Below are 24,838 nucleotides of genomic sequence, written 5' to 3'. Positions count from 1 at the left end.
TGACTTATCTTTTAAAGCTTTTTTGCTTTAACGCTCTTTAACAATTTGGATTTAGATTCATTGATTTAGATTGACTTGTATTTTTCATACAAGCGCCAATTCGGCGAAATCTATCGTTACTGTACTAATCAGTTACTATGATTCCAGACGCCTTCGGGTTATATGGTCAAGTGACTAAGCGTGCACGGTGGATGCCTTGGCAGTCAGAGGCGATGAAGGACGTTGTAACCTGCGATAAGGTTCGGGGAGCTGGTAAACAAGCTTTGATCCGGACATTTCCGAATGGGGAAACCCACCTATTTATAGGTATCTTTTACGTGAATACATAGCGTATTAGAGGCGAACCCGGGGAACTGAAACATCTAAGTACCCGGAGGAAAAGAAATCAACCGAGATTCCCTAAGTAGCGGCGAGCGAACGGGGATTAGCCCTTAAGCAATAATGTAGTTAGAAGAAGGCGCTGGAAAGCGCCGCCATAGTGGGTGATAGCCCCGTATTCAAAAACTTATTTATTGTGAAATCGAGTAGGACGGGACACGTGATATCCTGTCTGAACATGGGGGGACCATCCTCCAAGGCTAAATACTCCTGACTGACCGATAGTGAACCAGTACCGTGAGGGAAAGGCGAAAAGAACCCCTGTGAGGGGAGTGAAATAGATCCTGAAACCGTGTACGTACAAGCAGTGGGAGCCGTTTTAGGACGGTGACTGCGTACCTTTTGTATAATGGGTCAGCGACTTACTTTTAGTGGCAAGGTTAAGCAATTGCGGAGCCGTAGGGAAACCGAGTCTTAATAGGGCGTCCAGTCGCTAGGAGTAGACCCGAAACCGAGTGATCTATCCATGGGCAGGTTGAAGATGCAGTAACATGCATTGGAGGACCGAACCGACTGTCGTTGAAAAGCCAGCGGATGACTTGTGGATAGGAGTGAAAGGCTAATCAAACTCGGAGATAGCTGGTTCTCCTCGAAAACTATTTAGGTAGTGCCTCGTGTCTAACCATGGGGGGTAGAGCACTGTTTCGGCTAGGGGGTCATCCCGACTTACCAACCCGATGCAAACTCCGAATACCCATGAGTTCAATCACGGGAGACACACGGCGGGTGCTAACGTCCGTCGTGGAAAGGGAAACAACCCAGACCGTCAGCTAAGGTCCCAAAGTTTATGCTAAGTGGGAAACGATGTGGGAAGGCTTAGACAGCTAGGAGGTTGGCTTAGAAGCAGCCACCCTTTAAAGAAAGCGTAATAGCTCACTAGTCGAGTCGGCCCGCGCGGAAGATATAACGGGGCTAAGCATAACACCGAAGCTACGGATGCACTTAGTGCATGGTAGAGGAGCGTTCTGTAAGTGGTTGAAGCGGAAGCCGTAAGGCACCGTGGACATATCAGAAGTGCGAATGCTGACATGAGTAACGATAAGGGAGGTGAAAACCCTCCCCGCCGGAAGACCAAGGGTTCCTGTCCAACGCTTTTCGTGGCAGGGTGAGTCGGCCCCTAAGGAGAGGCTGAAGAGCGTATCCGATGGGAAACAGGTTAATATTCCTGTACTGATTATAACTGCGATGGGGTGACGGAGTAGGCTAGGCTAGCGCGGCGTTGGTTGTCCGCGTTTAAGGTAGTAGGCTAAGGACTTAGGTAAATCCGGGTCCTTGTTAGGCTGAGAACCGATGACGAGTTCCTATATGGAACGAAGTAGTTGATGCCATGCTTCCAGGAAAAACCTCTAAGCTTCAGGTTATAACTAACCGTACCCCAAACCGACACAGGTGGTCAGGTAGAGAATACTAAGGCGTATGAGAAAACTCGGGTGAAGGAACTAGGCAAAATGGCACCGTAACTTCGGGAGAAGGTGCGCCGGTTTTAGTGATGGGACTTGCTCCCTAAGCTGAGGCCGGTCGAAGATACCAGGTGGCTGCGACTGTTTATTAAAAACATAGCACTCTGCAAACTCGAAAGAGGACGTATAGGGTGTGACGCCTGCCCGGTGCCGGAAGGTTAATTGATGGGGTTAGGATTCGTCCGAAGCTCTTGATCGAAGCCCCGGTAAACGGCGGCCGTAACTATAACGGTCCTAAGGTAGCGAAATTCCTTGTCGGGTAAGTTCCGACCTGCACGAATGGCGTAACGATGGCCACACTGTCTCCACCCGAGACTCAGTGAAATTGAAATAGCGGTTAAGATGCCGTTTACCCGCGGCTAGACGGAAAGACCCCGTGAACCTTTACTACAGCTTCACAGTGGACTTTGATATTACTTGTGTAGGATAGCTGGGAGGCTTTGAAACTTTATCGCCAGATAGAGTGGAGCCAATCTTGAAATACCAGCCTGGTAATATTGAGGTTCTAACCTAGGTCCCTAAGCGGGATCAGGGACATTGTGTGGTGGGTAGTTTGACTGGGGCGGTCTCCTCCCAAAGAGTAACGGAGGAGCACGAAGGTACCCTCAGCATGGTCGGAAATCATGCAATGAGCGCAAGAGTAGAAGGGTGCTTGACTGCGAGATAGACACATCGAGCAGGTACGAAAGTAGGTTCTAGTGATCCGGTGGTTCTGTATGGAAGGGCCATCGCTCAACGGATAAAAGGTACTCCGGGGATAACAGGCTGATACCGCCCAAGAGTTCACATCGACGGCGGTGTTTGGCACCTCGATGTCGGCTCATCACATCCTGGGGCTGAAGCCGGTCCCAAGGGTATGGCTGTTCGCCATTTAAAGTGGTACGCGAGCTGGGTTTAGAACGTCGTGAGACAGTTCGGTCCCTATCTGCCGTGGGCGTTTGAGATTTGAGAAGAGTTGCTCCTAGTACGAGAGGACCGGAGTGAACGAACCTCTGGTGTACCGGTTGTGATGCCAATTGCATTGCCGGGTAGCTACGTTCGGACGGGATAACCGCTGAAAGCATCTAAGCGGGAAGCCTCCTTCAAGATGAGATCTCACTGGGAACTTGATTCCCCTAAAGGGCCGTTGAAGACTACGACGTTGATAGGTTGGGTGTGGAAGCGCTGTGAGGCGTTGAGCTAACCAATACTAATTGCCCGTGAGGCTTGACCATATAACGCCTAAGGCGTTTGGCAAGTGATTGATTAAGTAGAGAATAAACACGATAGAGAGTAACGAATTAGCGTGTGTAGAAAGTACAAGGTTGAGACAACAGACTCCCTTCTAAATCAAAATGAATTTGAATCTTAATTGTGACAGTTTTGCTTGGCGACCATAGAGTTGTGGAACCACCTGAATCCATCCCGAACTCAGACGTGAAACGCAATATCGCCGATGGTAGTGTGGGGTTTCCTCATGTGAGAGTAGGTCATCGCCAAGCATTTATTTAGAGAAACCCCGGTTACTATGTAGCCGGGGTTTTTTGCGTCAGGGGCTTGTTGTGGGGCTTTGGTGTTAGGGCCTTTGGATTTAAGGTTTAGGTAAGTAAATTCTGATTAAGTTTGTTTTTCTTGTTTTATATCCAATTGTCATTTCTCTGTATTGTGCATGTGCGGTAATAGCCGTTAGTATTAACCTATTTAGCAGAGAGTTTTTATGTCTGACTTACTGATGGCGGGAAAAAAAGTGCTTATTGTTGGTATTGCCAATGATAAGAGTATTGCTTACGGCTGTGCGAAAAAGCTTAAAGAACATGGTGCGGAACTTGCGATAACATACTTGAATGACAAAGCTAAACGCTTTGTAGAACCTCTTGCAGATGAACTCGAGGCAAGTATCTTTATGCCCCTAGATGTGACAGTACCTGGGGATATGTCTGCTGTATTTTCAGAAATTGAGCAGCGATGGGGTTCTTTAGATGGGGTTATCCATTCGTTGGCGTTTTGTCCTTTAGAGGATCTGCATGCCCCAATCTCTGAATGCTCAAGAGACGGCTTTTTGCAGGCGATGGATGTTTCCTGTTACTCATTTATTGAGATGGCAGGCATGGCCAAAGGGCTGATGTCGGAAGGGGGCTCTTTAATTAACTTCTCCTACTTAGGAAGCGCGTTAGCTACCGGTGATTATAATATCATGGGTTGTGCAAAGGCCTCCCTTGAGGCGGCTACTCGCTATCTTGCGCGTGATTTAGGGCCGCAGCATATTCGAGTTAATTGCATCTCCCCAGGAACTATAGCTACTCGTGCGGCTGGCGGGATAAAAGATTTTGATGCAATGCTAGAATATAACCGACACAAAGCGGTTGATCATCTGTTACCTACAACTGAAGAGGTTGGGGGGGCTGCGCTGTATTACTTAAGTGATCTCTCTCGTGGCGTGACAGGAACTACACATTATGTTGATCATGGTGTTTGTATTGTAGGTTAAGTTCTTTTTACTCCGTTATTTTCATTAAATATTAACCCAGAGATTCTCTGGGTTTTTTATTTTTGTGCCAAAACAATATGATAGCTAAGAATATTCACCCTTTTTCTTTTAAGTTATTCCTATATCGGCCGATTATTACATTCAAATGAGTTCTTTCTTGTTAATCTTCAATTAAGTGATTGTATCGGCAGTTTAAGACCGGTAAATTTGTAGGTCTATATTTGAGTAAAACACTTCAGGAGTGAAAAGATTGCTTTCACTGTTTAAAAAGAAGGTGAAATCTGGCGGAATAACCTCAGTTGTGTTTACTGGGAAAGGTGTTTCTTTCGCCCATGTAAAGCAAACAGCTTCTCATCCAGAACTATCTTTCTGTGAGCATGTTTTTTCTTCTAATCCTTTGAATGAGTCGGCCCGTTTTTCTGAATTAATTAAAGATAAAGGGCTCAACGGTAATAGTGCACTTATCGTTATGCCTGAATCGAGCTATCAAATTCATCTAGTTGAACGTCCATCCGTTCCTGATGAAGAGCTTAGAGATGCACTGCGTTGGAAAATTAAAGATTTAGTTAGCTTTGATATTGAAAAAGCGGTGATCGATTATATAGAGCTGCCTGATGATGCCTATCGTGGCCGATCACGTATGTTGTATGCCGTTGCTGCCCAACAGGATGAAATTGATCGTCGTGTTGAATGGTGTGAAAGCATCGGCCTAGAACCGATTGTTGTGGATGTTCCTGAATTAGCGTTGTTGAACCTTACTGAAGATCTTGCTGATACTGAAGCAGGATTAGCTGCATTCTTTTTAGGCGATGAAAGTAGCTCGATAAATCTGCTGTCGGATGCCTCGCTCTATTTTACGCGTCATTTACAATATAGCCGAACGGACGGTGCTGCTGATGCAGGTGCCGCTGTATTAGAGTTACAGCGCTCACTCGATTATTACGAAAGCCAAGTTGGTAAGCCGCCTTGTGTTCGTTTGTTAGTGTTGCCATTTCAGTCAGATGATACACCACTGATGAGTGAACTACGTCAAAACTTACATCTTGATATTCATTCATTAAATCTTAACAACCTTATCTCAAGTTCAGTTGAATTATCCGATGATCTGCAACAATGGACAACGATCGCGGTTGCTGCAGCATTAAGAAGTGAAAGCTTAGGGGTGGACAGGGTTCTATGAAACAACGAGTTAATCTCTACAACTCTAATAAATCTAAACAGAAGTTCGATCCTCTGAGCTATAGTGGTAGCTTAACTCTAGTTGGGACGATCGTTGTCCTATTTTTAGTTGTAGGTCTAGGATTGACGGTTTATACAAATTACCAACAAGGCCAGCTAGAAGCTTTAATCAGCGATCAGAAAAAACTGAAAGCAGCGGTTAACACGGAACAGGCCCGTTTTTCGCTGAAAGAAGCGAATGCGGAACTGATTGTTGAGAAACAACGTATACAAAGTCAAATTGCATCAAGGCAGCAACTTAAAAACTTGCTATATCGTATTCAGCCTAGTCACGGAACTAGCTTTTCATCTTACCTTTACGCTTTAGCTGAGTCATCACAGCCTGATAGTTGGCTAATTGAATTTCAATTAGATAATACGCAACATCGCTTTAGCGCATATGGCGGTGCGGTTGAGGCTCCAGCGGTACCTGTTTTGTTAGAAGCAGTATCTCGCACTGAAGTATTTCAAGGCCTGAGTATTGGTGAACTTGATTTAGAATCGGGTGAATCGGGTGTTCTATTTAAAGCGACTGCGGAGTTACGTGCCTATGAATAAGGCTGCTCAAAAGTGGGATGCACTGAGTTCGCGAGAGCGATGGTTAGTAATTATTTCTGCGGTGGTTATTCCTGTTGTGCTTATTTACATTGCGCTAATTGAGCCGAGCATTATAAGTCTTCAGCATCAGCATGCAAAGTCTACAGATCTGAAAATTGAGATGGCGAGTAAAAAGCAGGTATTGGATCTTTTAAGGGCTAAAGAGCCTGTAGATCCTAATATTGCTGTGCGTGAAGAGCTAAAGCGATTACGTCTAGAGCTTACAAATGCGAATGCTGATATTAGACGAGCGGCGACCAATTTAGTCTCTCCTGATCAAATGTTAAGTATGCTGAAAGATGTTTTAAAGAATGAGCAAGGCGTTTCTTTGCTCAGTGCTAAAAGTTTAGCTGTAGAGACTCTAGAGTTAGGCGGGAACAATACGAATACAAAATCCGGATCGTCTACCCCTTCCGCTGTCATTTATGCGCACCCTTTTGAGATTGAGTTACAAGGTAACTATCAGGGTATATATGATTATCTACAAAAGATTGAGCAATTAGATGGCGTTTTCTTTTGGGATACTCTGAACTATGCCGTAGATGAATACCCTGCAGCAAAAGTAAAAATAAGAGTGCATACCTTAAGCTCTGAAGCGAGGTGGTTAGGTGCATAAGTTGGTTATCGGTTTGTCTTTCTGTATCTGCTCCTCTTCAGTTTTAGCTGAGCGCTTACCTGCTGACCCGACTCGTCCGGCAACGGGCATGTATCATCTGTCGCCAGCTAAGCGGGTAGCCTCTGTTTATAAAGTGAGCTCTCTAGTGACAGGTAAGAAAAAAAATACGGCTGTTGTTAATGGTCAACGTGTAGAAGTGGGAGATTTAATTGATAGCGCTACGGTTTTATCAATTAGTCGTGAAGGTGTCATGCTTGATATTGGAAATAAGCAACAATTGATCTCTTTATCTGATCGGAAAGGATTCAGTAAAGTAAAGAGTGGGAAATAGGTCTATTAGTTATGAAATACATTTTCAATATCCACGTCCTTGTTTGTTTACTGTTTGTGAGTGGCTGTCAGGGGGTCTCGCCCATTGCTGGTTCAACAACTCAGCAGGACGGTGTTGCTGCTATTGAAGAAGCCATTGCGGTTAATGAGCAGCAGCGGGAAATACCTGCGCCTCCATCGGCTCCGATTGCTTTGTTGCCCCCGCTAAATCTAGGTGCAGCGGCTTCATCTTCGGAAGAACGGTTTGATATTACTGCCGAGGCGCTACCCGCAAGAGAATTTTTTATGGGCTTAGTCCAAGGGACACCTTATAACATGATTGTTCATCAAGATGTCGGAGGCGCTATTTCTGTAGAATTAAAAGATGTTTCCGTAGATGAAGTGATGAACGCTATTCAACGGGTATATGGTTATGAATACACACGTAGTGGTAATTTATATCAGGTGATGCCTGCTTCACTTCAAACCCAGATCTTTCAGATAAACTACCTTGATATAGATCGTCAAGGAAGTTCGGATACACAAGTCAGTGCAGGTTCTGTGAGCTCGTCGGGCGATAATTCGAGTACGGATGAGGTTATAGGAACACGAATTAGTACGAAGACATCGACTAACTTCTGGGGGACTTTACAAAGTACCTTAAATACGATTATTTCTGGAGAAGGTCGTAAAGTGGTTGTCACGCCTCAAACGGGGGTTGTTGTTGTTCGTGCTTTGCCAAGCGAATTAGCAACAGTAAGAGATTACCTTACACAAGCTGAACTTATTTTGCATCGCCAAGTTGTTATTGAGGCAAAAATATTAGAAGTAACCTTAAATAATGGCTTCCAAGCGGGTGTTAACTGGACCGCGCTGGCTGAACCCGGTACAGGAAAAACGGCTTTGCTTAGTTTGTCGTCAGAAACACTGACTAATAACGATGATATAGGTGGAATATTTAAAGCTGATTTAAGCTTAGGTGATTTCACTTCAGTGATTGAGCTTTTAGGAAGCCAAGGTGATGTTCAGGTGCTGTCTAGTCCCCGAGTTTCAACGGTGAATAACCAAAAAGCAGTTATTAAAGTAGGTACAGATGAGTTTTTCGTAACGGATGTTGAAAATACAACAACAACAGGTACCAGTACGACTTCTTCACCCAGTATAGAGTTGACGCCCTTTTTCTCAGGTATTGCTTTAGATGTAACACCTCAGATCAGTGAGAAGGGAGATATTGTTTTACATATCCACCCAACGGTTTCAGAAGTTATCGACCAACAAAAACAGATCAGTGTTGGTTCAGATGACTTTAATATCCCCCTTGCTTTAAGTTCTATTCGAGAATCAGATAGCATCGTAAGAGCTGAAAGTGGTCAAGTGATTGTGATCGGCGGATTAATGAAATCAACCGATAGTGATACAGAGGCTAATGCACCGGGTTTGAGCGATTTGCCCGGTATTGGACGTTTATTTAAACAAAAGCGCCAAGCGGGAAGTAAAACCGAGTTAGTTATTATGTTGCGTCCTGTACTAGCTAATCATGATAATTTACAAGATGAATTAAAACGTAGTCTTCGGTCGTTTAAAAATTTGCAGCCTACTCCTGCACAGTAGCTGAGGCTAATGGATGTACACGGAACACTTTGGTTTAAGCGAATTACCTTTTACGCTGACACCTAATACGCATTTCTTTTTGAATATGCCGACCCATCATGAAGCGCTGAATTTAATGTTGGTGGCTCTGGCCGGTGGGGATGGCTTTGTTAAAGTCGTAGGTGAAGTTGGTACAGGTAAAACGCTGTTGTGCCGCAAACTGCTTAATGCATTAGACAATGATGAATATGTTACAGCCTACATACCTAATCCTTACTTAAGTCCTTACGAATTTCGTAAAAGCTTTGCTCAAGAGATAGGGCTCGATGTTAATGGACTTGAAGACTTTGATCTTCTTAATGCGATTAATCAGCGCCTTGTAGAATTGGCGCAGAGTAAACGTAAAGTCGTGCTACTCGTTGATGAAGCACAGGCTATCCCTGAAGAAACAATAGAGGCTTTAAGGCTGTTAACCAATCTTGAAACAGAAACGACTAAGTTGTTTCAAGTGGTGTTGTTCGGGCAGCCAGAACTGGATGAATTACTGAGCCAAGCGTCTTTAAGGCAGTTATTACAGCGAATTACCTTTAGTTATGAATTGAGTCATCTGGAGAGTGAGGCTGTAGAGCACTATATTGAACAGCGGGTACAAAAAGCCGGTTTTACTGGGCTTTCTCTTTTTAAGAAAGAGGCGTCACGTAAAATAGCGAAAGCTTCGGCTGGTACGCCTCGACTTATCAATATTCTAGCGCATAAAGCGTTGATGGTTGCGTATGGCAAGGGCGCTTTAAACGTAGAAAGCTCTCATGTGGTACGTGCTATCGAGGATACACAAGGTATTGTAAAGACAAAGGATAGTCGACCTCTTTTATGGGGCGCTATTAGCTGTTTACTCTTAGTCACGCTTTATCTTGTGTATATAGGGGTTAATCAATGAGTTTGGTTAATGACATGCTAAGGGACTTAGAGCAGCGTAATGAAAGCGCTAAGCAGGTTCCTGGGCTGCAGTCAGCTGTTAAAGCCGCTCAATATGTTGAAGAAGAGGCCGGTAGTAAAGCACCTCGAATTACGTTGTGGCTGATCGGTCTAGTTGCAGTATTTACAACCTGCTGGTTGTTGTGGCATCAGATACAAAAAACTCAAACCTATACTGACACTAAGGGCTTATCTACCGCATCTCTGAATGCTGCAGACAGCGAGGAACAACAAGGCTCAGAACTTAGCGAATTAAGTGCTGAAAAGCGCTTACAGGGCTCCTCGGCAATAGAGAAGCCACTTTCTGTCACCCCAGCTCCGAAAAATACAGGCCTCGTTTCTATTAATGATATTAAATGGGCGGGGGCTGATTTTGGTGGTGATTTAGTTGTGAGGCTTGATGGCGATGCTGATATCCAAGTTTTAAATCAGAAAGATAATAGTATCGTGATTGCTATTGATGATGCTGTTTTAAGAACGACGCTTCCTTCGATAACAAGTAATTATATTAAGCGCTTAGATATTGAGGCTGAACCGGATAGAAACCGAACCTTGTTAACATTAACGACCAATCGAAAAAGCCAGTTTTCTTTTCGTGTTCAAACCTCACCGACAACCCTTATTCTTGGTGTAATACCTGATGAAGCTGCTCTCGTTATTAATGATCCATCTGATGTTGAGACGGTCGAGATTACTGATATTGGCGTATCAACTATACAGACGCCCTTAACCGTTATCAGTGTAGGCAGTGAAAAGGACAGTATTCGATCTTCTGCTGAGCTACAGGTTAATCTTACCGAAGCGTTGCAGGCTACGAAGCCTGTTGTTTCAAAGCCGGTCACTAAGTCGTCCAATGCATTAACAGATAGTCAGTTTGCTAAGCGTGCACGGCGGATGATTAATGAAGGCAAATTGGATGAGGCTGAGAGTTTATTAACTAAGGCGATAGCTCAAGAACCATCTAAAACTGAACAATCTAGAGTTCTGCTAGCAACTTTATTGTTGTCTAAAGGTGAAACCGCTGCAGCTCAAAAGTCGATAGAGAAAAGTCGCGACCTGCATCCATATAATAGTGATTTAAAGAAATTACAGGCACGTATATGGATGGCTGAGAATAAAGCGTCTCAATCAGTCGATCTGCTTAGTGCTGATTTCCCGTTGCTAGAAACTGATCAAGAGTACCATGAGTTGTTAGCAAGTGCTTATCAGCAAGGCGGTAATTCGGAAGATGCTGCGCGAATTTATTTCCAATTGTTGCAATCGAATAACAGCATTCCACGATGGTGGATTGGAATGGGTTATGCGCTGGAACAAGTAAAGCGTTATGCTGATGCTCGTAATGCATATCAGAGCGCTTTACAGATCCCGACAATTGATAGTCGGTTGAAAAGTTATGCTCGCCAGCGTATTGAAACGCTGGTGGGTCGTTAGGAGGAAGGGGCCGAATGGGCGCACCCAAAATGAAAATCCGTATTGGTGACTTACTGGTTCAGAACGGTGTTTTGTCTGAAGCTCAGCTAATGGAAGCGCTAGATAAGCAGAAACAGACGCGTCAGAAATTGGGTAAGACACTGGTATCTATGGGGTATGTAAAGGAGCAGCAGTTTCTTGATTTTCTATCCCAGCAGCTGAACATTCCTCTGGTTGAGTTGACTCATTACTCATTTAATCAGGAAGATGTTTTACGTTTACCTGAAACTCAGGCTCGGCGCTTTAGGGCGCTAGTATTAAAGGAAGATGCTGATCATTTTCTAGTTGGGATGTCTGACCCAATGGATATCTTTGCGTTTGATGAATTGCAAAGAGTGTTACCTAAACCTATCGAAATTGCAGTCGTATCTGAAGCTCAGTTGCTGCAATCTATGGATCTACTTTATCGCAAGACCAGTGATATTGAAGATTTAGCTGATCAGTTAAATGAAGAAATTGCAGATGATGCATTTGATTTGGCCGCCCTAACAGCTACAGATGAAGTAGATGTTCCGGTCGTCAAACTGCTGAAAAGCTTGTTTGAAGATGCGGTTCAAGTTGGTGCCTCAGATATACACATTGAACCGGATGAAACGGTGTTACGTATTCGGCAGCGTATTGATGGTGTGCTCCATGAGCATGTTATGAAAGAGAAACGTATAGCTTCAGCGCTTGTACTACGCTTAAAGCTAATGGCCTCATTAAATATATCAGAGAAGCGTTTGCCTCAAGATGGTCGTTTCAATATTAGTGTAAAAGGGCATAGTGTTGATGTACGTATCTCGACCTTACCTATTCAGTTTGGTGAATCAGTTGTAATGCGTTTGCTTGATCAGTCCGGTGGAATTATAGGACTAGAAAAAGCTGGTTTGCCTAATGATATGTTACATAGGCTCCGTAGAATGATTCACGAGCCCCATGGGCTTTTATTGGTGACGGGTCCTACAGGTAGTGGTAAGACTACAACTTTATATGGTGCGCTTAATGAGCTAAATAGCCATCAGAAGAAGATTATTACTGTAGAAGACCCAGTGGAATATCGTTTACCTCGAGTAAACCAAGTACAGGTTCACCCCAATATAGGTTTAGATTTTTCCACAGTACTGCGTGCTACCTTGCGTCAGGATCCGGATATTCTTTTAGTCGGGGAGATTCGAGATAAAGAGACCGCTGATATTGCCTTGCGTGCAGCGATGACAGGACACTTTGTCTTGTCCACGTTACATACTAATGATGCTGTATCGAGCGCTATGCGTTTAATTGATATTGGTATCGAAGGCTATTTGGTTGCGTCTGCATTGAATGGGATTTTGGCACAGCGTTTAGTGCGCAAAATCTGTGAAAACTGCACTCAAGATTATCAGCCTACTGATTCAGAAAGGCTATGGCTGGATACGCGCCAAGAGGAGCTAGGATTAGATAATATCAGCCTACAAAAAGGGCGCGGCTGTACTTATTGTAATAATACGGGCTACAAAGGGCGTACCGGTATATTTGAGTTATTAGAAATAAACGAAAATATGGCTGATGCTCTTCGCCGCAATGATAGCGCAGGTTTTACCATTGCTGCTAAAACAGATTCACATTATAAACCGTTAGCTTATAGCGCTTTGGAATTAGCTATCGCTGGAGTAACTTCATTAGATGAAGTGTTCCGTGTAACAGAGCAGTTGGACGAATCTATTTATCTCGACGCACCTGATGCCTCAATTGAGCTTGGCTCAATGGATGTCGGTGGTTTAGAACTTGAATGACTGGGTAAAGAATTAGATGGCAACTTATAGTTATCGAGGCAGAAACAGAGAAGGTGAAGAAGTCTCCGGCAATATAGAGGCAGGCACGGCGGCTGTGGCCGCATCACAGCTATCTGTTGATGGCATTATCCCGATAACCATCCATGAAGCCGTCGCAGAGAAGAAACAATCATCAACGGGCAGTAAAGAACTAAACTTTCAGTTATTCCAAAAGATTAGTATTGATGAGTTAATCATGTTTAGCCGTCAAATGTTTAGCCTGACCAAAGCTGGTGTTCCCATTACGCGTGCGATGAGAGGGTTAGCTAATACAGTTAACAATCCACTTTTAGAGGAAACTCTGGCGGGCTTGGCAGATGAGTTGGAGAGGGGTAACGCACTTTCTTCTGCTTTGGCTAAGTATCCGAAAATATTTAGTGAATTGTATATAAGTATGATCCACGTAGGTGAGAATACTGGGCAGTTGGATGAGTCCTTTAGGCAAATGGCTGCGTATCTAGAGTTAGAACGTCAAACGGTTCAAAACGTAAAACAGGCGACGCGCTACCCTATTTTTGTACTGGTGGCGATCTCTATTGCTATAGGGATTATAAATGTGTTTGTTATCCCTGCCTTTAAATCTGTTTTTATGAGTTTTGGTGGTGATATGCCTTGGCAAACGCAGGCATTAATTACAGTGTCTGACTTTACTGTTGATTGGTGGTGGGCAATCGTTGGCGGCGGCGTTCTGCATTATATCGCTTTCTACCGTTGGCGAAAAACAGAATCTGGTCATATGACGTGGGATAGGAAAAAGCTGAAGTTTCCCATTGTTGGGTCGATATTCTATAGAGTTATTTTGGGACGCTTCTCTCGTACTTTTAGTATTGTTTTGAAAGCCGGTGTGCCAATAGAACAAGGTTTATCTATTGTCTCTAAAGCTGTTGGTAATCGTTATATAGGTCAAAAAGTTTCCGGAATGCGCCAAGGGATTGAACGAGGTGAGTCGTTTACTCAAACTGCACATCAAACTGGCATGTTTAGCCCGTTAGTCATGCAGATGCTGGCGGTAGGTGAAGAAACAGGTCGAGTTGATGAGATGCTTGAAGAGGCTGCGGGCTTCTATGAGCAGGAAGTGGAGTATGATCTTAAAAACCTTACCAGTGCGATCGAACCTATTTTGATTGTGGCTATTGGTGGAATGGTTTTAGTGCTAGCCCTTGGTGTTTTCTTACCGTTATGGGAGTTGAGTACAACAATAAATGGCTAATCGTATTGCTTCGTTGAGGTCTTTTCAGAAAGGTTTTTCGCTACTTGAATTAGTGGTCTCAATTTTAGTGGTCGCGGTTTTAATGGCCGTCGCTTATATCAAGCTAGAGCGTCTAGCTGAAGATGTTGAGCGTGTCTCTTTTGAAGGGGTTCGGAACAATATTCAGGCACAAGTCACATTAAAAGTGGCATACTGGTTTGCAGAACAGCAACGTGTTTCAAAAGAGATGTTGGAAAAAAAGAACCCTATTGATCTTGTGAAACATAAACCTACAAATTATGGCGGTGAGCTAGATTATAATGAATTACTAATTGCGCCGAGTGAGCGTTGGTATTTTGTTTCTGATAAGCGATGGCTCGTGTATAAAGTTAAAAGAAGTACACAGTTAATCAATGAGTTTGAGCAAACAGAGATTTTACCATTTCAGCTCACTGTGAGGTTTCAGCATAAACATAAGGGCCAAGGGATAGCGACCGAGATAAATTTACAATCGTTGTATTATTTTTCTTGGCAGGAAGATAACGGGGATTAAGCTATACAAGCTAGCCTTAATTTGTTAAAAATCAATTGATTACTATTTATAGCTAGGGGCAGAGGGTTCCATGAAAAAGCAAACGGGTTTTACAATTATTGAGTTGGTAGTCGTCATTGCCCTGTTAGGCATTTTGGCAGCGGTTGCACTACCTCGTTTTATTAATGTAACTGACGATGCACATAATGCAGCGGTTAAAGGCGCTGCGGGTGGTTTTGCCGCAGGTATAGCTTTAGCTAAAGCTAAAGCTGTGGTTGAAAATGCAGGTTCCGGGGCTAATGTTCAATTAGATGGTTTGGCTGCTGTAACAGTAAATAACTCAGGTTATCCGGTGGGGGCATCTGGCGCAAATTCTTCAATTGATAGCAATATTGAATGCGTTGAGGTTTGGAATAACGTGTTGCAAGGTAGCAGGCCGGTGGCTTCTGATGCTGATCCTTCGTTAGTGCCAGGGGTTGATTATCAGGCAACTTTTGATAGCGCTACTCAGTGTACATTCACGTACCGTCAAGATGCACCTTCAGGCGATCCTCGTGAGATTGTTTACGATGCAGAATCGGGTAACGTAACCGTTAACGGTGCTGACGAGTAATTGCTAACTCAGATGTGACGCAAATGAGCGGTGAACATTTATCTTCTTCAGTTAAATATAGCTGCTCTCAATCTCGCCAGCGTGGTTTCACGCTGGTTGAGATTATTGTTGTAATTATTCTATTGGGCGTTCTTTCAGCCGTTGCCATTCCGCGTATTGGTAATGTATCTAGTTACCAAGAGTCCTCCCTTCGTAGCTCCATTCTTGGAGCCTTAAGATTGGCTCAAAAAACAGCCTTAGCTCAGCATGCATCATCGGTATATTGGGTTTTAGAACGTCCCTCCCTTGATGAATGGCAGATTAGCTTAGTGATTGATGCCGATACTAATGACGGCATTCCTCCTGTAGATATATCGCCGCCGCAGCTTCAAACGTCAATTCCTGGTGATATTAGCCTGTCCTATTCTGTGTCACTAGATGCGGGTGGAAGCTTAGCAGGTTCACTCTCTACGGGTGATAATCTAGTGATTTTGTATAATCAGTTAGGCGATATGATCAGTGTTAAAAATGGTGTTGCCTTAACTAGCGAAAGTTCTTTCCCTAATGTTGCGAACTCAGTGGATAGTAGTTTGCAGTTTAGTGATCGCAGTGGCGATTTTTGTCTCTCTTTGACGGGTTATAATTATGCATCGACCTGTCGCTGAAAAAGGTTTCTCTCTGGTTGAGGTCGTTATCACCATTGTTATTATTGGTGTTGCTTTAACGGCTGCGATAGCTGGATGGGGTAATATCGCACGACATAGTTCTGATGTGATGTGGCAGACCAGAGTATCGTATCTTGGACAAGCCTATTTAGAAGAAATTTTATCCCGCCGTTATGACGAATTAACGCCTGCAGGCGGGAGCCCTCTTTGTGATCCCTGTACGGCTGAGGGCAGTTTTGGTCCAGATGGTAGTGAAACACGGGAAACATTTGATGATGTTGACGACTATCATGGTTTAACAGAAAACGCTGTTGGTTTATTTAACTCTCTGGTTACAGCCGGAGGCATTCAATCTTATAACGGCTATCAAGTCAGCGTGCAGGTGCAGTATGCTGGCGATAGTTATTTTTCAGCGAGTAATCATGAGCTGGTGAAGCAGATTGTGGTGACGGTGACTCCCCCCAAAAACACAGGCCAAAACCCTGTGCAGTTTAGTGCGTTACGGGGGAATTATTAATGGGGCTTCGTAGTAATACACAACAAGGCTTTACGTTGATTGAGCTGATCGTTGTTATTACATTATTAGGTATTATCTCCCTTGTTACGGTGGGCTTTATCACATCAACGATGCAAGGTTATGCGGATCTCACACGGCGTGATCAGTTGTCATCAGCCGTAAGGGTTGCAGTTGAGCGTATGGCAAGAGAGATCAGAAATGCATTGCCCAATAGTATTCGGGTCAATAATGAGGGGAGTTGTATTGAGTTTATTCCTTCGCTTGCGGCCTCACGTTATATATCTATACCTCTATCGGCCTCTGCAGCGATGAACAGCTTTGTTTCTGTTCCGTTTGCATTGGAGCCTAGTCAAGGACGCATTGCGGTGTACCCTATAGATACAAATAATGGGGATGAGCCGACTCGTACATCAAACCCTATTTACGATTTAGATAGCTGGTCTATTATCTCACCGCCGATGAGTGCCAGTAGTGCTTTAGAATCTGCATCTGGTACGGTTGATGTCCTCTTAACCTCTAACCATGCGTTTCCAACCGATTCTCCCTCTAAACGTTATTTTATAGTGGATGAACCGGTTAGTTTTTGTGTTGTTGGAACTGACCTATATCGTTTTCAGGGAGTAGCGGCAAGCAACTATACTTATGCGATTAATCAGCCTGATGGCGCTACGTTATTCGCAGACCTCGCTGAGCCACAAAGAGGATTATTGGCAAGCGATGTAATTGCACCGTCGGGAAGTACTCCGTTTAAATACAGTGAAGCAACGTTACTGCGTAATGGCATCGTATTATTTGACCTTTTTGTTGAAAACCAACAGTTATCCGTTGCAGACAACAGACAAGAAAGTATCCGTATCCAATTTGAGGTGCAGGTGAAAAATGTACCTTAATACGAAGCAAAGCGGCTGGAAGGCGAACGTATCTCGGCAGTCCCAAAAGGGATTAGGGCTCATCTCTGCAATTTTTGTTATTACCATCTTAGCGGTCATTATCGCCGGTATGACACGGTTTTTTTCTATAGGTCAGAATGTTACTGCACAGGAGTTTTTGGGCGCTAGAGCTATTACAGCCGCTCAGACAGGGATAGAGTTAGAGTTAACCTGTTTAGAACATGGGGTATCAGGTTGTACTGCTTCTGCTGCTGTTGGGAGCATGCCCACAAGCTGGGATTATTGGCCAGGGCCAACGTCCAACTCACGTTTTTCTGTCACGGGTCTTAAAGATTGCTACGCTGAAGTTTATTACTATACGGTGAGCTCATCTGTCGGGCAGTTCTGGACTATCGATAGTACGGGGTTTTGTGGAGGGGATGGCTTAGATGGTGCATCTAGGCGTGTAGTCATTAGAGCGGCTCAATAAACGCCGCTCTAACTCAGGTCATTACTCTTTAAGCCTCTATACCATATTCGTCACGATATTTACGGATCGACGCAAGCTCTTCCGCTTTATCACCTTTTTCCGTTAAGTAATCGATAAGATCACCTAAACTCACGATACTGATAACAGGCATATTGTAATCTCGTTCGACCTCTTGGATCGCGGACAATTCGCCTTTACCTTTTTCCTGACGGTTAAGTGCGATAACAACCCCCGCCGGTGTTGCGCCTGCTTGATCAATAATCGTCATTACTTCACGAATAGCTGTTCCAGCAGTGATCACATCATCAATGATCATGACGCCGCCTTCGAGTGCTGCTCCAACTAAACTGCCGCCTTCACCATGGGTTTTAGCTTCTTTACGATTAAATACATAAGGAACATCATCGCCGTGGTGATCGGCCAACGCGACGGCGGTAGTTGCTGCCAGCGGAATCCCTTTGTACGCAGGGCCTAATAAAACATCAAATGAAACCCCCGAGTTTTTAATCGCTTGGGCATAAAAACGGCCCAATTTGGCTAGCGCACTTCCTGTGTTGAATAGGCCTGCATTAAAGAAGTAGGGGCTTGTACGGCCGGATTTAAGCGTGAATTCGCCAAAGCGTAGCACGTTCTGTTCAATAGCAAATTCAATAAACTCACGCTGATAATCCTGCATAGCAATCTCCGCTGGTTAATAAGGTTAAAATAGGGGGTAAATAGGCAGAGGCTATTCTACCAGTGAGCGGCCTTCGGCTCCATTGTTCTGATATGCAGCAAAAAATTTCATTTTTGTTCACTTCGCTATACAATTCGACCCTCAGAGTAAAAATAATACTAATTTGCTATTGGTCTGCTTTCAGACAGGAACACACTCTATGCGCGTCATCACCTTCAATACTCAAGGTATTGAACAGGCTGCAGAAAACGGCTTCTTCGATTGGATGGTCCAACAGGATGCTGATGTTATTTGCTTACAGGATTTACGAGCAAAAGAATATCAGCTCGATGATGAACGCTACCATCCGGAAGGCTATCACTCCTATTTTTTTGATGCTTGGGAAGATGGTTATAGCGGCGTTGCGATCTACACTCGTGAGATACCTAAAGCGATCATGACCGGTTTAGGCTTTGAGTTATGTGACCAGCATGGCCGTTTTATACAGGCGGACTTTGAGCATGTAAGTGTTTCTTCCTTTTTTATCCCCTCAGGTTTGAAGAGCGAAGAAGCCCAGCAAGAAAAAGAAGCTTTTATGGCCGAATTTTTAGGGCATTTAAGTAAAACCTTACGTAAACGCCGCGAATTTATCTTCTGTGGTACTACAAATATTGCCCATAAAACCGTAGATCTAAGTAACTGGTATGCCAACCAAACTGTTTCCGGCTTTTTACAAGTTGAGCGTGATTGGATGGCTGATATATTTGATGAGATGGGCTATGTGGATGCATTCCGCCAGATTAACAAGGCGGAACGTCAATTTAGCTGGTGGCCGGCTTACAATCGTGCTCGTAAGCTTAATGAAGGTGCGCGTTTAGATTATCAGATTACTACGGCTAATCTGCGTAAGACAGTTAAAAACGCACGGATCTATCGAGATCAATCATTTAGCGAACACGCGCCGATTATTATTGATTATGATATTGGCTAACGGCGTAGCACAATTAAAAAAAGGAGCTTAATCGCTCCTTTTTTTGTGCGCTAACGAAAGGCTATTCAGCCAATGCTATCTTTTGCGCTTCGACTAACTCATTAATCCCTTTACGGGCGAGATCAAGCATTGCATTCAACTCTTCCTGAGAATAAGGCGCGCCCTCGGCGGTTCCCTGAACCTCAATAAAGCCGCCTTTGCTTGTCATCACAACATTCATATCGGTTTCTGCTTTACTATCCTCAGCGTAATCTAAATCCAGCACCGCCTCACCGTCATAGATGCCTACAGACACAGCAGCAATCGCCTGAACAACGGGGTCGCCCTTCATCGCGCCATGCTTATCTTTTTTCAACACATTAATCGCATCCTGTAAGGCTACAAAAGCACCCGTGATCGATGCCGTACGTGTGCCACCGTCTGCCTGTAATACATCACAATCGATTGTAATTGTGTTTTCGCCCATCTTCTTAAGGTTCAGTGCCGCACGTAAAGAACGACCAATCAGACGTTGAATCTCAACCGTACGGCCACTCTGCTTACCGCGAGCCGCTTCGCGGCCTGTACGGCTGGTGGTCGCGCGAGGCAGCATACCGTATTCGGCCGTCACCCAGCCTTGGCCAGAACCACGTAAAAAGCGCGGTACACCACGCTCAACCGTTGCTGTACAAAGGACCTTGGTATTGCCGAACTCAACTAATACAGAGCCTTCCGCATGCATAGTGAAGTTACGTGTGATCTTAACCTCACGCATCTGATCGTTTTCACGTCCACTTGGACGATGCTTGCTGATACCAAGATTTTGCAGTTGTTCTGAGATAGATGAAGTCATGCCGGTCCTTTAATCAATTTTCTAGTCAGTCATGGCGTGGCAGAGCGGTGCCAGACTGTTACAATTGTATTCAATAACGCATTTTAATCGAGAATGGATCATATGACACGCAGCATGACAGCTTTTGCTCGACAGGAAGCCGAGCATGAATGGGGTTCCCTTAGTTGGGAGATCAGATCAGTTAACCATCGTTACCTAGAACCTCACTTGCGTTTGCCAGATAACTTGAAAGAATTAGAAGGCTTCTTACGCGAAACGCTGCGAAAAACACTGAGTCGCGGCAAAGTTGAATGCACACTGCGATTTAATCCAGAAGCCACAGAGCAACAACTTGTGGTTAATAAACCTTATGCTAAAGAAGTTATTCAGGCCGCTGAGTCGTTACAAGCGATGGTTGAGAATCACCAACCCTTAGACGCTTTAGAGTTATTACGTTGGCCTGGCGTTCTACAAGACACCAAGTTAGATATGGATCTCGTTAAAAACTCAGCAAAAGCACTTTTTACTAAAGCGCTGGACGACATGCTGGAAGGGCGAGGGCGTGAAGGTGTCGAGCTCGCGACATTAATCAATCAACGTCTAGACTCTATCAGCGCTATAGTGGCAGAAGTGCGCGAAAGCATGCCTAAAATCCTGCAAAATCAGCGAGAAAACTTAGCTCAGCGCCTTGCTGAACTAAAAGCTGACCTAGATGAAGGTAGGTTAGAGCAAGAGATTGCATTACTGGCGCAAAAAGCTGACGTAGACGAAGAGATGGATCGTTTAGACACCCATGTTCAAGAAGTGCGCCGTGTTTTAAAACAGAAGGGGCCCGTCGGCCGCCGTTTAGACTTCCTTATGCAGGAGCTTAACCGGGAAGCGAACACACTCTCTTCAAAATCAATTGTCGCCAGCACTACCCAATGCGCAGTTGAACTTAAAGTGCTGATTGAGCAGGTGCGAGAGCAGATCCAAAACATCGAATAGTTTTTTCACCCATCCAAGAATGTCTTAAAAGCCCTGTTATTTGCTTGTAAATACAGGGCTTTTTTATTTTCCCCGTCCAAATCGGTTTGCAGATGTCCGTTACCAACTACCTGTTTAGTGGTGGGCAGAATGGTGGGCAGTCCCCTCATTTTTGCTCAATAAGCATTTTGCGGTGAGCAAATTGGTGGGCAGTAAGTTACCCAATTTTCGCATTTAACTCGCCACCACAACAGGTTAGCTGCTGATTCAATAAGCAAATCGGTGGTGGGCAGCCATTATTGCCCCCTCCATTATTTCAGCAACTATGGAGTAAACATGGGAAAACTCACAGGAAAACAGGTTATTGCATACAGCAAAGCCGACCCAAAAAAATATTCAGATGGTGAAGGGTTATACTTTTGCGTCCGCAAACAAGGCTCGCCTTACTGGATGATCCGCTACACCACAGCCAAAGGAAGACGAGAAGCAACCTTGGGGCAATTTCCTTTAATGTCGTTGGCAGACGCCAGAATTGCCGGCGCATACTTTCGAAAGGAAGTACGTGACGGCATAGATCCTCTTCTGGAAAAACAGAAAATCGAGTTACCTGACATTGAAACCGTGGATCAACTGTTTCATGACTGGTATCGAACCGATCTGAGTAGACGACCTAAGCATCCCAAGATTCCGTATCGGGTTTACACCAAAGACATAAGCCCAGTCATTGGCATAAAGTGTATTGCTGAGGTGACCGCACGTGACGTACGCGAAGTATTAGAGCGCATTCGAGAAAGTAACCGTCCTACCATTGCCAACGATACCTTGATGTACATGAAGCAGCTGTTTCGACATGCGATAAAGCTCGACTTAACGCTGAACAACCCCGCCGCAGCCTTTACCGTGGACGATGCCGGTGGCGTGGAGTCCAGTAAAGACAGAATGCTCAGCAAAGAGGAAATTCACTACGCCTTTAGCGTATTTCATACCCATATCAATAGCTTTGGCCGCGACAACTACCTCGCTTGCTGCCTGTTCTTGGTATTGGGCGTGCGCAAAAGCGAATTGTGCGAAGCCATGTGGCGTGAAATGGATTTAACCACAGGCGTATGGGACCTACCCAAAGAACGCAGTAAAACTGGCGTGCCAATTAGCATCCCTTTACCGCGCCAAGCCATTGCTTGGTTTAACGAGCTGCAAATCCGCGCTTGTGGCTCGCCTTATGTTTTTCCAGCCAGACGAGCAAGCCACCGTCCGCATATGGGGCCAGATACGCTGAACCGTGCCATTTCTAAACTCTTTGGTCGAGAACCAGGCCGGAAAAAGCAACCACCCAATAAAATGGGCAAGCTTGAACACTTCACCGTACACGATTTACGCCGCACCTTTCGCAGCCTTGCCGCCTCTTTAGGCATCGCAGGCAACGTGGCCGAACGCTGTCTTAACCATAAGCTAAAAGGCGTTGAGGGCATCTACGACCGCCACGACTACTTTGAAGAGCGCCGTATTGCCCATCAAACAGTGGCTGATGTGATCGAACCACTGGTGAACTTTGAGCACCCTTCACAGCACAACACAGGAGGGCGTTAACATGCAACTGATGATGCGACTCGCCCCCATTACCTTTCCAATAGCCATGCTGGCAGGCCTTGGTTGGTGTATTGGCATTGCCTTACTCGATCAACCTCATGGTATAGGCTACGCACTGACTCGATATTGCCTGATGGTATTCGTGGTACTCGCTCCTTGGCTGACGCTAAAACTTACGTTCTACGTGATTGTCAGCCTAGGACGCAAACTGGGGCTCATCCCGCCAGCACGCCCAACGCATAGCCTAGGTTATGAAGAATCACTCTATTGGTTCAGAGTATTGGCCTTTTTCGATGGCAAACGCAGTCGCATGCCGAAAAGGCCCATCAGGCGAAACTAACAAGCCCCCATTTGGTCACTTACCGTGGGCAGTTGGGACAGTGGGGCAACACTTGATACCGCAAGCTTTAGAGGGTGAATAAGAGGATATTAAACTGCCCCAAGGAATGGGGCAATCGGGGCTTGGATTAACAAAACAAGCCACCAAACATAATCTTTAAACCAATATGACCGACGCCTCTGTATCTTTGTACGCGTCGGTTCTCATTTTAGCGTAGCGGTATGCTTCGCAAATGTTTTTCAATTGCTTCAATCATTGACTTGGTGAGCGGTAAATGCGCTTTTTCTTTCGCCCAGATTTCATGAAAGCCTGCCACGGTTTGCTTGGCAGTATCTAACACCAATTTTTCTGGCAGCATGGCTTTAGCCGCCAAGTGTGACAGCTCATCCAGCGTGAAATCACTGAATTTCTTGCTACGACTCACCTTCAGCGATGCACTATCATCGGGGATATAAGGAATGGTCGAGACAAAGTCATAAGCAGGTGCAATCGATGCTGCGCGCTTGTCTTTGTAAATCACAGACCAATTCTTCAAATGCATATCCGCATTGCCAATTAGGGTATTGAACACCAATCGACGCGTAAATTCTGCAATGTCTTCGTCTTGACCTTCGATGCCGATAACCTGGGCAATATTGCGCATACTGGCTTTTTTGTATTTATCTTGAGGATAGACGCCAAACACTTGCGCAAAATCTTCAATATGTACGGCTTGATCACCTGCACGATCAAAGCGCTTGATCACAAACGCCTGAGCATTTTTAAAAGCATCGCCAAATTTACCAATACCATCTGGGATATTAGCAATCTGGTTAATCGGGAGTAGCTGCGTTTCTGGCACATCCATCCCCAACATGCGAGCCAATTCCATCATCGAATATTCATTTTCTGGCACAGCGTCAAAGCGAGACGATGGCAATTTCACAATCCAAGAGCCACCTTGACCGGTTGCTGGAATAGTCAAACCACCGTTTGCCTGTTGTACGGCTGAAAACTTCAACTGTACACCCGCTAATGAAAAACGCATTGGAACATCTATTTTCGTTTCATCGTCAATGTCTTGCTGCACATTAGGCGGCAGCGCTTCGCCATCAGCAGGTTCAACCGTGATCGCACCTGCTAAATCTTGTCCTAACACCCACAATAGAAAAAATTCTCGTGCGGGGTTCACTCCGGCACGCTCTGCCAGGTAATTTCGCATGGTTTCTTCTGGCAAAAGGTTAGAGAAAAACGGAGTTAACTTGGTTTGGGTCGGTTTAAAGTTAGTCAGCAAGCCACCTAGCGAATCTTTAAAGCCCAGCCCTAACACGGGCCGTGATTCATCATGAATGTACGAATCCATAAAGGCAAAAAGCGTTCTGTCATTGCCCACGTTGGTGATCGTTGCGATAGGTTCCCCGTAGAGCAACACGTTGAGCGTAGAAACATGATTAGTCATCGTCGTCTTCCTCTAACTGATATGCGGGCGACATTGCCTCACCTTCATCGCTAATCCCTTGGCTGCTTCGAATGATCGACTTGATGGCAGGAACTGACTTTTTAGGCGCAACCAATAGCTCTAGGTCGAGTACACGGGCAAGTGCAATCAAACTGGATATTCTTAAATCAACACCGCCAGACTCGATTTTCGAAATATGACTTTGCGGCACCCCCGAACGCGCGCTTAACTCTCTTTGGCTAAACCCCTTGCGTACCCGAGCTTCTCGAAGACTTTCTAGTATCTGCTCTGTTACATAACTCATTTCGATACGCCTTAATGCA

24 protein-coding genes and 2 rRNA genes are annotated in these 24,838 nt (G+C 44.8%); 22 read left to right on the top strand and 4 right to left on the bottom strand.

All coding sequences use genetic code 11. The features are described 5' to 3' along the window. Positions 1-164 precede the first annotated feature (164 nt). From ACOQOE_RS00780 to ACOQOE_RS00695, 18 genes are all read left to right on the top strand, one after another. Positions 165-3,052, top strand: a 23S ribosomal RNA gene (locus ACOQOE_RS00780). Positions 3,053-3,203: 151 nt separating this feature from the next. Then, positions 3,204-3,319 (top strand): 5S ribosomal RNA (gene rrf / locus ACOQOE_RS00775). 215 nt (positions 3,320-3,534) lie between these two features. Then, the gene (gene fabI / locus ACOQOE_RS00770; protein ID WP_067863266.1) at positions 3,535-4,305 is read left to right on the top strand and encodes an enoyl-ACP reductase FabI; all 771 of its coding nucleotides are present in this window, start codon (positions 3,535-3,537) and stop codon (positions 4,303-4,305) included. A gap of 250 nt (positions 4,306-4,555) precedes the next feature. Further along, positions 4,556-5,485, top strand: coding sequence for a pilus assembly protein PilM (gene pilM / locus ACOQOE_RS00765; protein WP_420554675.1), 930 nt, complete (start codon positions 4,556-4,558; stop codon positions 5,483-5,485). Next, positions 5,482-6,081 carry a hypothetical protein gene (locus tag ACOQOE_RS00760; protein WP_420554674.1) on the top strand — a complete coding sequence of 200 codons (600 nt, stop codon included), beginning with the start codon at positions 5,482-5,484 and terminating at the stop codon, positions 6,079-6,081. Before pilM ends, ACOQOE_RS00760 begins: the two co-directional genes overlap by 4 nt. Further along, positions 6,074-6,736 carry a type II secretion system protein GspM gene (gene gspM / locus ACOQOE_RS00755; protein ID WP_420554673.1) on the top strand — a complete coding sequence of 221 codons (663 nt, stop codon included), beginning with the start codon at positions 6,074-6,076 and terminating at the stop codon, positions 6,734-6,736. The genes ACOQOE_RS00760 and gspM overlap by 8 nt, the downstream gene beginning before the upstream one ends. Next, on the top strand, positions 6,729-7,067 hold the full coding sequence (locus ACOQOE_RS00750) for a hypothetical protein (RefSeq protein WP_156473646.1): 339 nt from the start codon (positions 6,729-6,731) through the stop codon (positions 7,065-7,067). The genes gspM and ACOQOE_RS00750 overlap by 8 nt, the downstream gene beginning before the upstream one ends. Positions 7,068-7,078: 11 nt before the next feature. Next, positions 7,079-8,656, top strand: coding sequence for a pilus (MSHA type) biogenesis protein MshL (gene mshL / locus ACOQOE_RS00745; protein WP_420554672.1), 1,578 nt, complete (start codon positions 7,079-7,081; stop codon positions 8,654-8,656). A gap of 13 nt (positions 8,657-8,669) precedes the next feature. Then, the gene (locus tag ACOQOE_RS00740; protein WP_067863248.1) at positions 8,670-9,572 is read left to right on the top strand and encodes an ExeA family protein; all 903 of its coding nucleotides are present in this window, start codon (positions 8,670-8,672) and stop codon (positions 9,570-9,572) included. Further along, positions 9,569-11,041, top strand: coding sequence for a tetratricopeptide repeat protein (locus ACOQOE_RS00735; RefSeq protein WP_420554671.1), 1,473 nt, complete (start codon positions 9,569-9,571; stop codon positions 11,039-11,041). The genes ACOQOE_RS00740 and ACOQOE_RS00735 overlap by 4 nt, the downstream gene beginning before the upstream one ends. A gap of 14 nt (positions 11,042-11,055) precedes the next feature. Next, positions 11,056-12,834, top strand: a complete 1,779-nt coding sequence (locus ACOQOE_RS00730) for a GspE/PulE family protein (protein WP_067863242.1) — start codon at positions 11,056-11,058, stop codon at positions 12,832-12,834. A gap of 16 nt (positions 12,835-12,850) precedes the next feature. Further along, complete coding sequence (locus ACOQOE_RS00725; protein ID WP_420554670.1) at positions 12,851-14,083, top strand: type II secretion system F family protein; 1,233 nt, start codon at positions 12,851-12,853, stop codon at positions 14,081-14,083. After that, a complete protein-coding gene (locus tag ACOQOE_RS00720; protein ID WP_420554669.1) occupies positions 14,076-14,615 on the top strand; it encodes a type II secretion system protein in 540 nt (179 codons plus the stop codon). Before ACOQOE_RS00725 ends, ACOQOE_RS00720 begins: the two co-directional genes overlap by 8 nt. A 70-nt stretch (positions 14,616-14,685) precedes the next feature. After that, positions 14,686-15,207 carry a type II secretion system protein gene (locus ACOQOE_RS00715; RefSeq protein WP_420554668.1) on the top strand — a complete coding sequence of 174 codons (522 nt, stop codon included), beginning with the start codon at positions 14,686-14,688 and terminating at the stop codon, positions 15,205-15,207. Positions 15,208-15,230: 23 nt separating this feature from the next. Next, on the top strand, positions 15,231-15,851 hold the full coding sequence (locus tag ACOQOE_RS00710; protein WP_420554667.1) for a pilus assembly FimT family protein: 621 nt from the start codon (positions 15,231-15,233) through the stop codon (positions 15,849-15,851). Continuing rightward, entirely contained in the window at positions 15,832-16,368 is a 537-nt protein-coding gene (locus ACOQOE_RS00705) for a prepilin-type N-terminal cleavage/methylation domain-containing protein (RefSeq protein ID WP_420554666.1), read from the top strand. Before ACOQOE_RS00710 ends, ACOQOE_RS00705 begins: the two co-directional genes overlap by 20 nt. Beyond that, a complete protein-coding gene (locus ACOQOE_RS00700) occupies positions 16,368-17,258 on the top strand; it encodes a PulJ/GspJ family protein (protein ID WP_067863222.1) in 891 nt (296 codons plus the stop codon). Before ACOQOE_RS00705 ends, ACOQOE_RS00700 begins: the two co-directional genes overlap by 1 nt. Further along, complete coding sequence (locus tag ACOQOE_RS00695; RefSeq protein ID WP_067863219.1) at positions 17,248-17,727, top strand: hypothetical protein; 480 nt, start codon at positions 17,248-17,250, stop codon at positions 17,725-17,727. The genes ACOQOE_RS00700 and ACOQOE_RS00695 overlap by 11 nt, the downstream gene beginning before the upstream one ends. A 28-nt stretch (positions 17,728-17,755) precedes the next feature. Here ACOQOE_RS00695 and pyrE read toward each other — a convergent pair whose 3' ends face one another. Next, positions 17,756-18,403, bottom strand: coding sequence for an orotate phosphoribosyltransferase (gene pyrE / locus ACOQOE_RS00690; RefSeq protein ID WP_067863216.1), 648 nt, complete (start codon positions 18,401-18,403; stop codon positions 17,756-17,758). A 199-nt stretch (positions 18,404-18,602) separates the two neighbouring features. On the opposite strand from pyrE, the gene ACOQOE_RS00685 reads away from it, so the two are divergent. Next, on the top strand, positions 18,603-19,373 hold the full coding sequence (locus tag ACOQOE_RS00685; RefSeq protein WP_067863213.1) for an exodeoxyribonuclease III: 771 nt from the start codon (positions 18,603-18,605) through the stop codon (positions 19,371-19,373). A gap of 61 nt (positions 19,374-19,434) precedes the next feature. On the opposite strand, the gene rph is transcribed toward ACOQOE_RS00685, so the two are convergent. Beyond that, positions 19,435-20,205 carry a ribonuclease PH gene (rph, locus tag ACOQOE_RS00680; protein WP_067863210.1) on the bottom strand — a complete coding sequence of 257 codons (771 nt, stop codon included), beginning with the start codon at positions 20,203-20,205 and terminating at the stop codon, positions 19,435-19,437. A gap of 102 nt (positions 20,206-20,307) precedes the next feature. On the opposite strand from rph, the gene ACOQOE_RS00675 reads away from it, so the two are divergent. From ACOQOE_RS00675 to ACOQOE_RS00665, 3 genes are all read left to right on the top strand, one after another. Further along, positions 20,308-21,171: a YicC/YloC family endoribonuclease gene (locus ACOQOE_RS00675; protein WP_420554665.1), complete on the top strand. Its 864-nt coding sequence runs from the start codon at positions 20,308-20,310 to the stop codon at positions 21,169-21,171. Positions 21,172-21,486: 315 nt separating this feature from the next. Further along, positions 21,487-22,737, top strand: coding sequence for a tyrosine-type recombinase/integrase (locus ACOQOE_RS00670; protein WP_420554664.1), 1,251 nt, complete (start codon positions 21,487-21,489; stop codon positions 22,735-22,737). 10 nt (positions 22,738-22,747) lie between these two features. Next, the gene (locus ACOQOE_RS00665; protein WP_420554663.1) at positions 22,748-23,077 is read left to right on the top strand and encodes a hypothetical protein; all 330 of its coding nucleotides are present in this window, start codon (positions 22,748-22,750) and stop codon (positions 23,075-23,077) included. Positions 23,078-23,285: 208 nt separating this feature from the next. Here the strand turns inward: ACOQOE_RS00665 and ACOQOE_RS00660 are convergent, their stop codons facing one another. Together ACOQOE_RS00660 and ACOQOE_RS00655 are read right to left on the bottom strand one after the other, a co-directional pair. Further along, on the bottom strand, positions 23,286-24,515 hold the full coding sequence (locus tag ACOQOE_RS00660; protein ID WP_420554662.1) for a type II toxin-antitoxin system HipA family toxin: 1,230 nt from the start codon (positions 24,513-24,515) through the stop codon (positions 23,286-23,288). Further along, positions 24,508-24,819 carry a helix-turn-helix domain-containing protein gene (locus ACOQOE_RS00655; RefSeq protein ID WP_250661661.1) on the bottom strand — a complete coding sequence of 104 codons (312 nt, stop codon included), beginning with the start codon at positions 24,817-24,819 and terminating at the stop codon, positions 24,508-24,510. Before ACOQOE_RS00655 ends, ACOQOE_RS00660 begins: the two co-directional genes overlap by 8 nt. Positions 24,820-24,838: the final 19 nt, after the last annotated feature.

It is taken from the genome of Neptuniibacter marinus (assembly GCF_965223595.1).
GTDB lineage: Bacteria > Pseudomonadota > Gammaproteobacteria > Pseudomonadales > Balneatricaceae > Neptuniibacter > Neptuniibacter marinus.
This window is presented reverse-complemented; position numbering and strand designations above follow the sequence as displayed.

Excerpts from the sequence above, each read along its gene's own strand:
- fabI (WP_067863266.1), top strand. The coding sequence starts at position 3,535 with ATGTCTGACTTACTGATGGCGGGAAAAAAAGTGCTTATTGTTGGTATT.
- ACOQOE_RS00760 (WP_420554674.1), top strand. The coding sequence starts at position 5,482 with ATGAAACAACGAGTTAATCTCTACAACTCTAATAAATCTAAACAGAAG.
- gspM (WP_420554673.1), top strand. The coding sequence starts at position 6,074 with ATGAATAAGGCTGCTCAAAAGTGGGATGCACTGAGTTCGCGAGAGCGA.
- mshL (WP_420554672.1), top strand. The coding sequence starts at position 7,079 with ATGAAATACATTTTCAATATCCACGTCCTTGTTTGTTTACTGTTTGTG.
- ACOQOE_RS00740 (WP_067863248.1), top strand. The coding sequence starts at position 8,670 with ATGTACACGGAACACTTTGGTTTAAGCGAATTACCTTTTACGCTGACA.
- ACOQOE_RS00735 (WP_420554671.1), top strand. The coding sequence starts at position 9,569 with ATGAGTTTGGTTAATGACATGCTAAGGGACTTAGAGCAGCGTAATGAA.
- ACOQOE_RS00730 (WP_067863242.1), top strand. The coding sequence starts at position 11,056 with ATGGGCGCACCCAAAATGAAAATCCGTATTGGTGACTTACTGGTTCAG.
- ACOQOE_RS00725 (WP_420554670.1), top strand. The coding sequence starts at position 12,851 with ATGGCAACTTATAGTTATCGAGGCAGAAACAGAGAAGGTGAAGAAGTC.
- ACOQOE_RS00720 (WP_420554669.1), top strand. The coding sequence starts at position 14,076 with ATGGCTAATCGTATTGCTTCGTTGAGGTCTTTTCAGAAAGGTTTTTCG.
- ACOQOE_RS00715 (WP_420554668.1), top strand. The coding sequence starts at position 14,686 with ATGAAAAAGCAAACGGGTTTTACAATTATTGAGTTGGTAGTCGTCATT.
- ACOQOE_RS00710 (WP_420554667.1), top strand. The coding sequence starts at position 15,231 with ATGAGCGGTGAACATTTATCTTCTTCAGTTAAATATAGCTGCTCTCAA.
- ACOQOE_RS00705 (WP_420554666.1), top strand. The coding sequence starts at position 15,832 with ATGCATCGACCTGTCGCTGAAAAAGGTTTCTCTCTGGTTGAGGTCGTT.
- ACOQOE_RS00700 (WP_067863222.1), top strand. The coding sequence starts at position 16,368 with ATGGGGCTTCGTAGTAATACACAACAAGGCTTTACGTTGATTGAGCTG.
- ACOQOE_RS00695 (WP_067863219.1), top strand. The coding sequence starts at position 17,248 with ATGTACCTTAATACGAAGCAAAGCGGCTGGAAGGCGAACGTATCTCGG.
- pyrE (WP_067863216.1), bottom strand. The coding sequence starts at position 18,403 with ATGCAGGATTATCAGCGTGAGTTTATTGAATTTGCTATTGAACAGAAC.
- ACOQOE_RS00685 (WP_067863213.1), top strand. The coding sequence starts at position 18,603 with ATGCGCGTCATCACCTTCAATACTCAAGGTATTGAACAGGCTGCAGAA.
- rph (WP_067863210.1), bottom strand. The coding sequence starts at position 20,205 with ATGACTTCATCTATCTCAGAACAACTGCAAAATCTTGGTATCAGCAAG.
- ACOQOE_RS00675 (WP_420554665.1), top strand. The coding sequence starts at position 20,308 with ATGACACGCAGCATGACAGCTTTTGCTCGACAGGAAGCCGAGCATGAA.
- ACOQOE_RS00670 (WP_420554664.1), top strand. The coding sequence starts at position 21,487 with ATGGGAAAACTCACAGGAAAACAGGTTATTGCATACAGCAAAGCCGAC.
- ACOQOE_RS00665 (WP_420554663.1), top strand. The coding sequence starts at position 22,748 with ATGATGCGACTCGCCCCCATTACCTTTCCAATAGCCATGCTGGCAGGC.
- ACOQOE_RS00660 (WP_420554662.1), bottom strand. The coding sequence starts at position 24,515 with ATGACTAATCATGTTTCTACGCTCAACGTGTTGCTCTACGGGGAACCT.
- ACOQOE_RS00655 (WP_250661661.1), bottom strand. The coding sequence starts at position 24,819 with ATGAGTTATGTAACAGAGCAGATACTAGAAAGTCTTCGAGAAGCTCGG.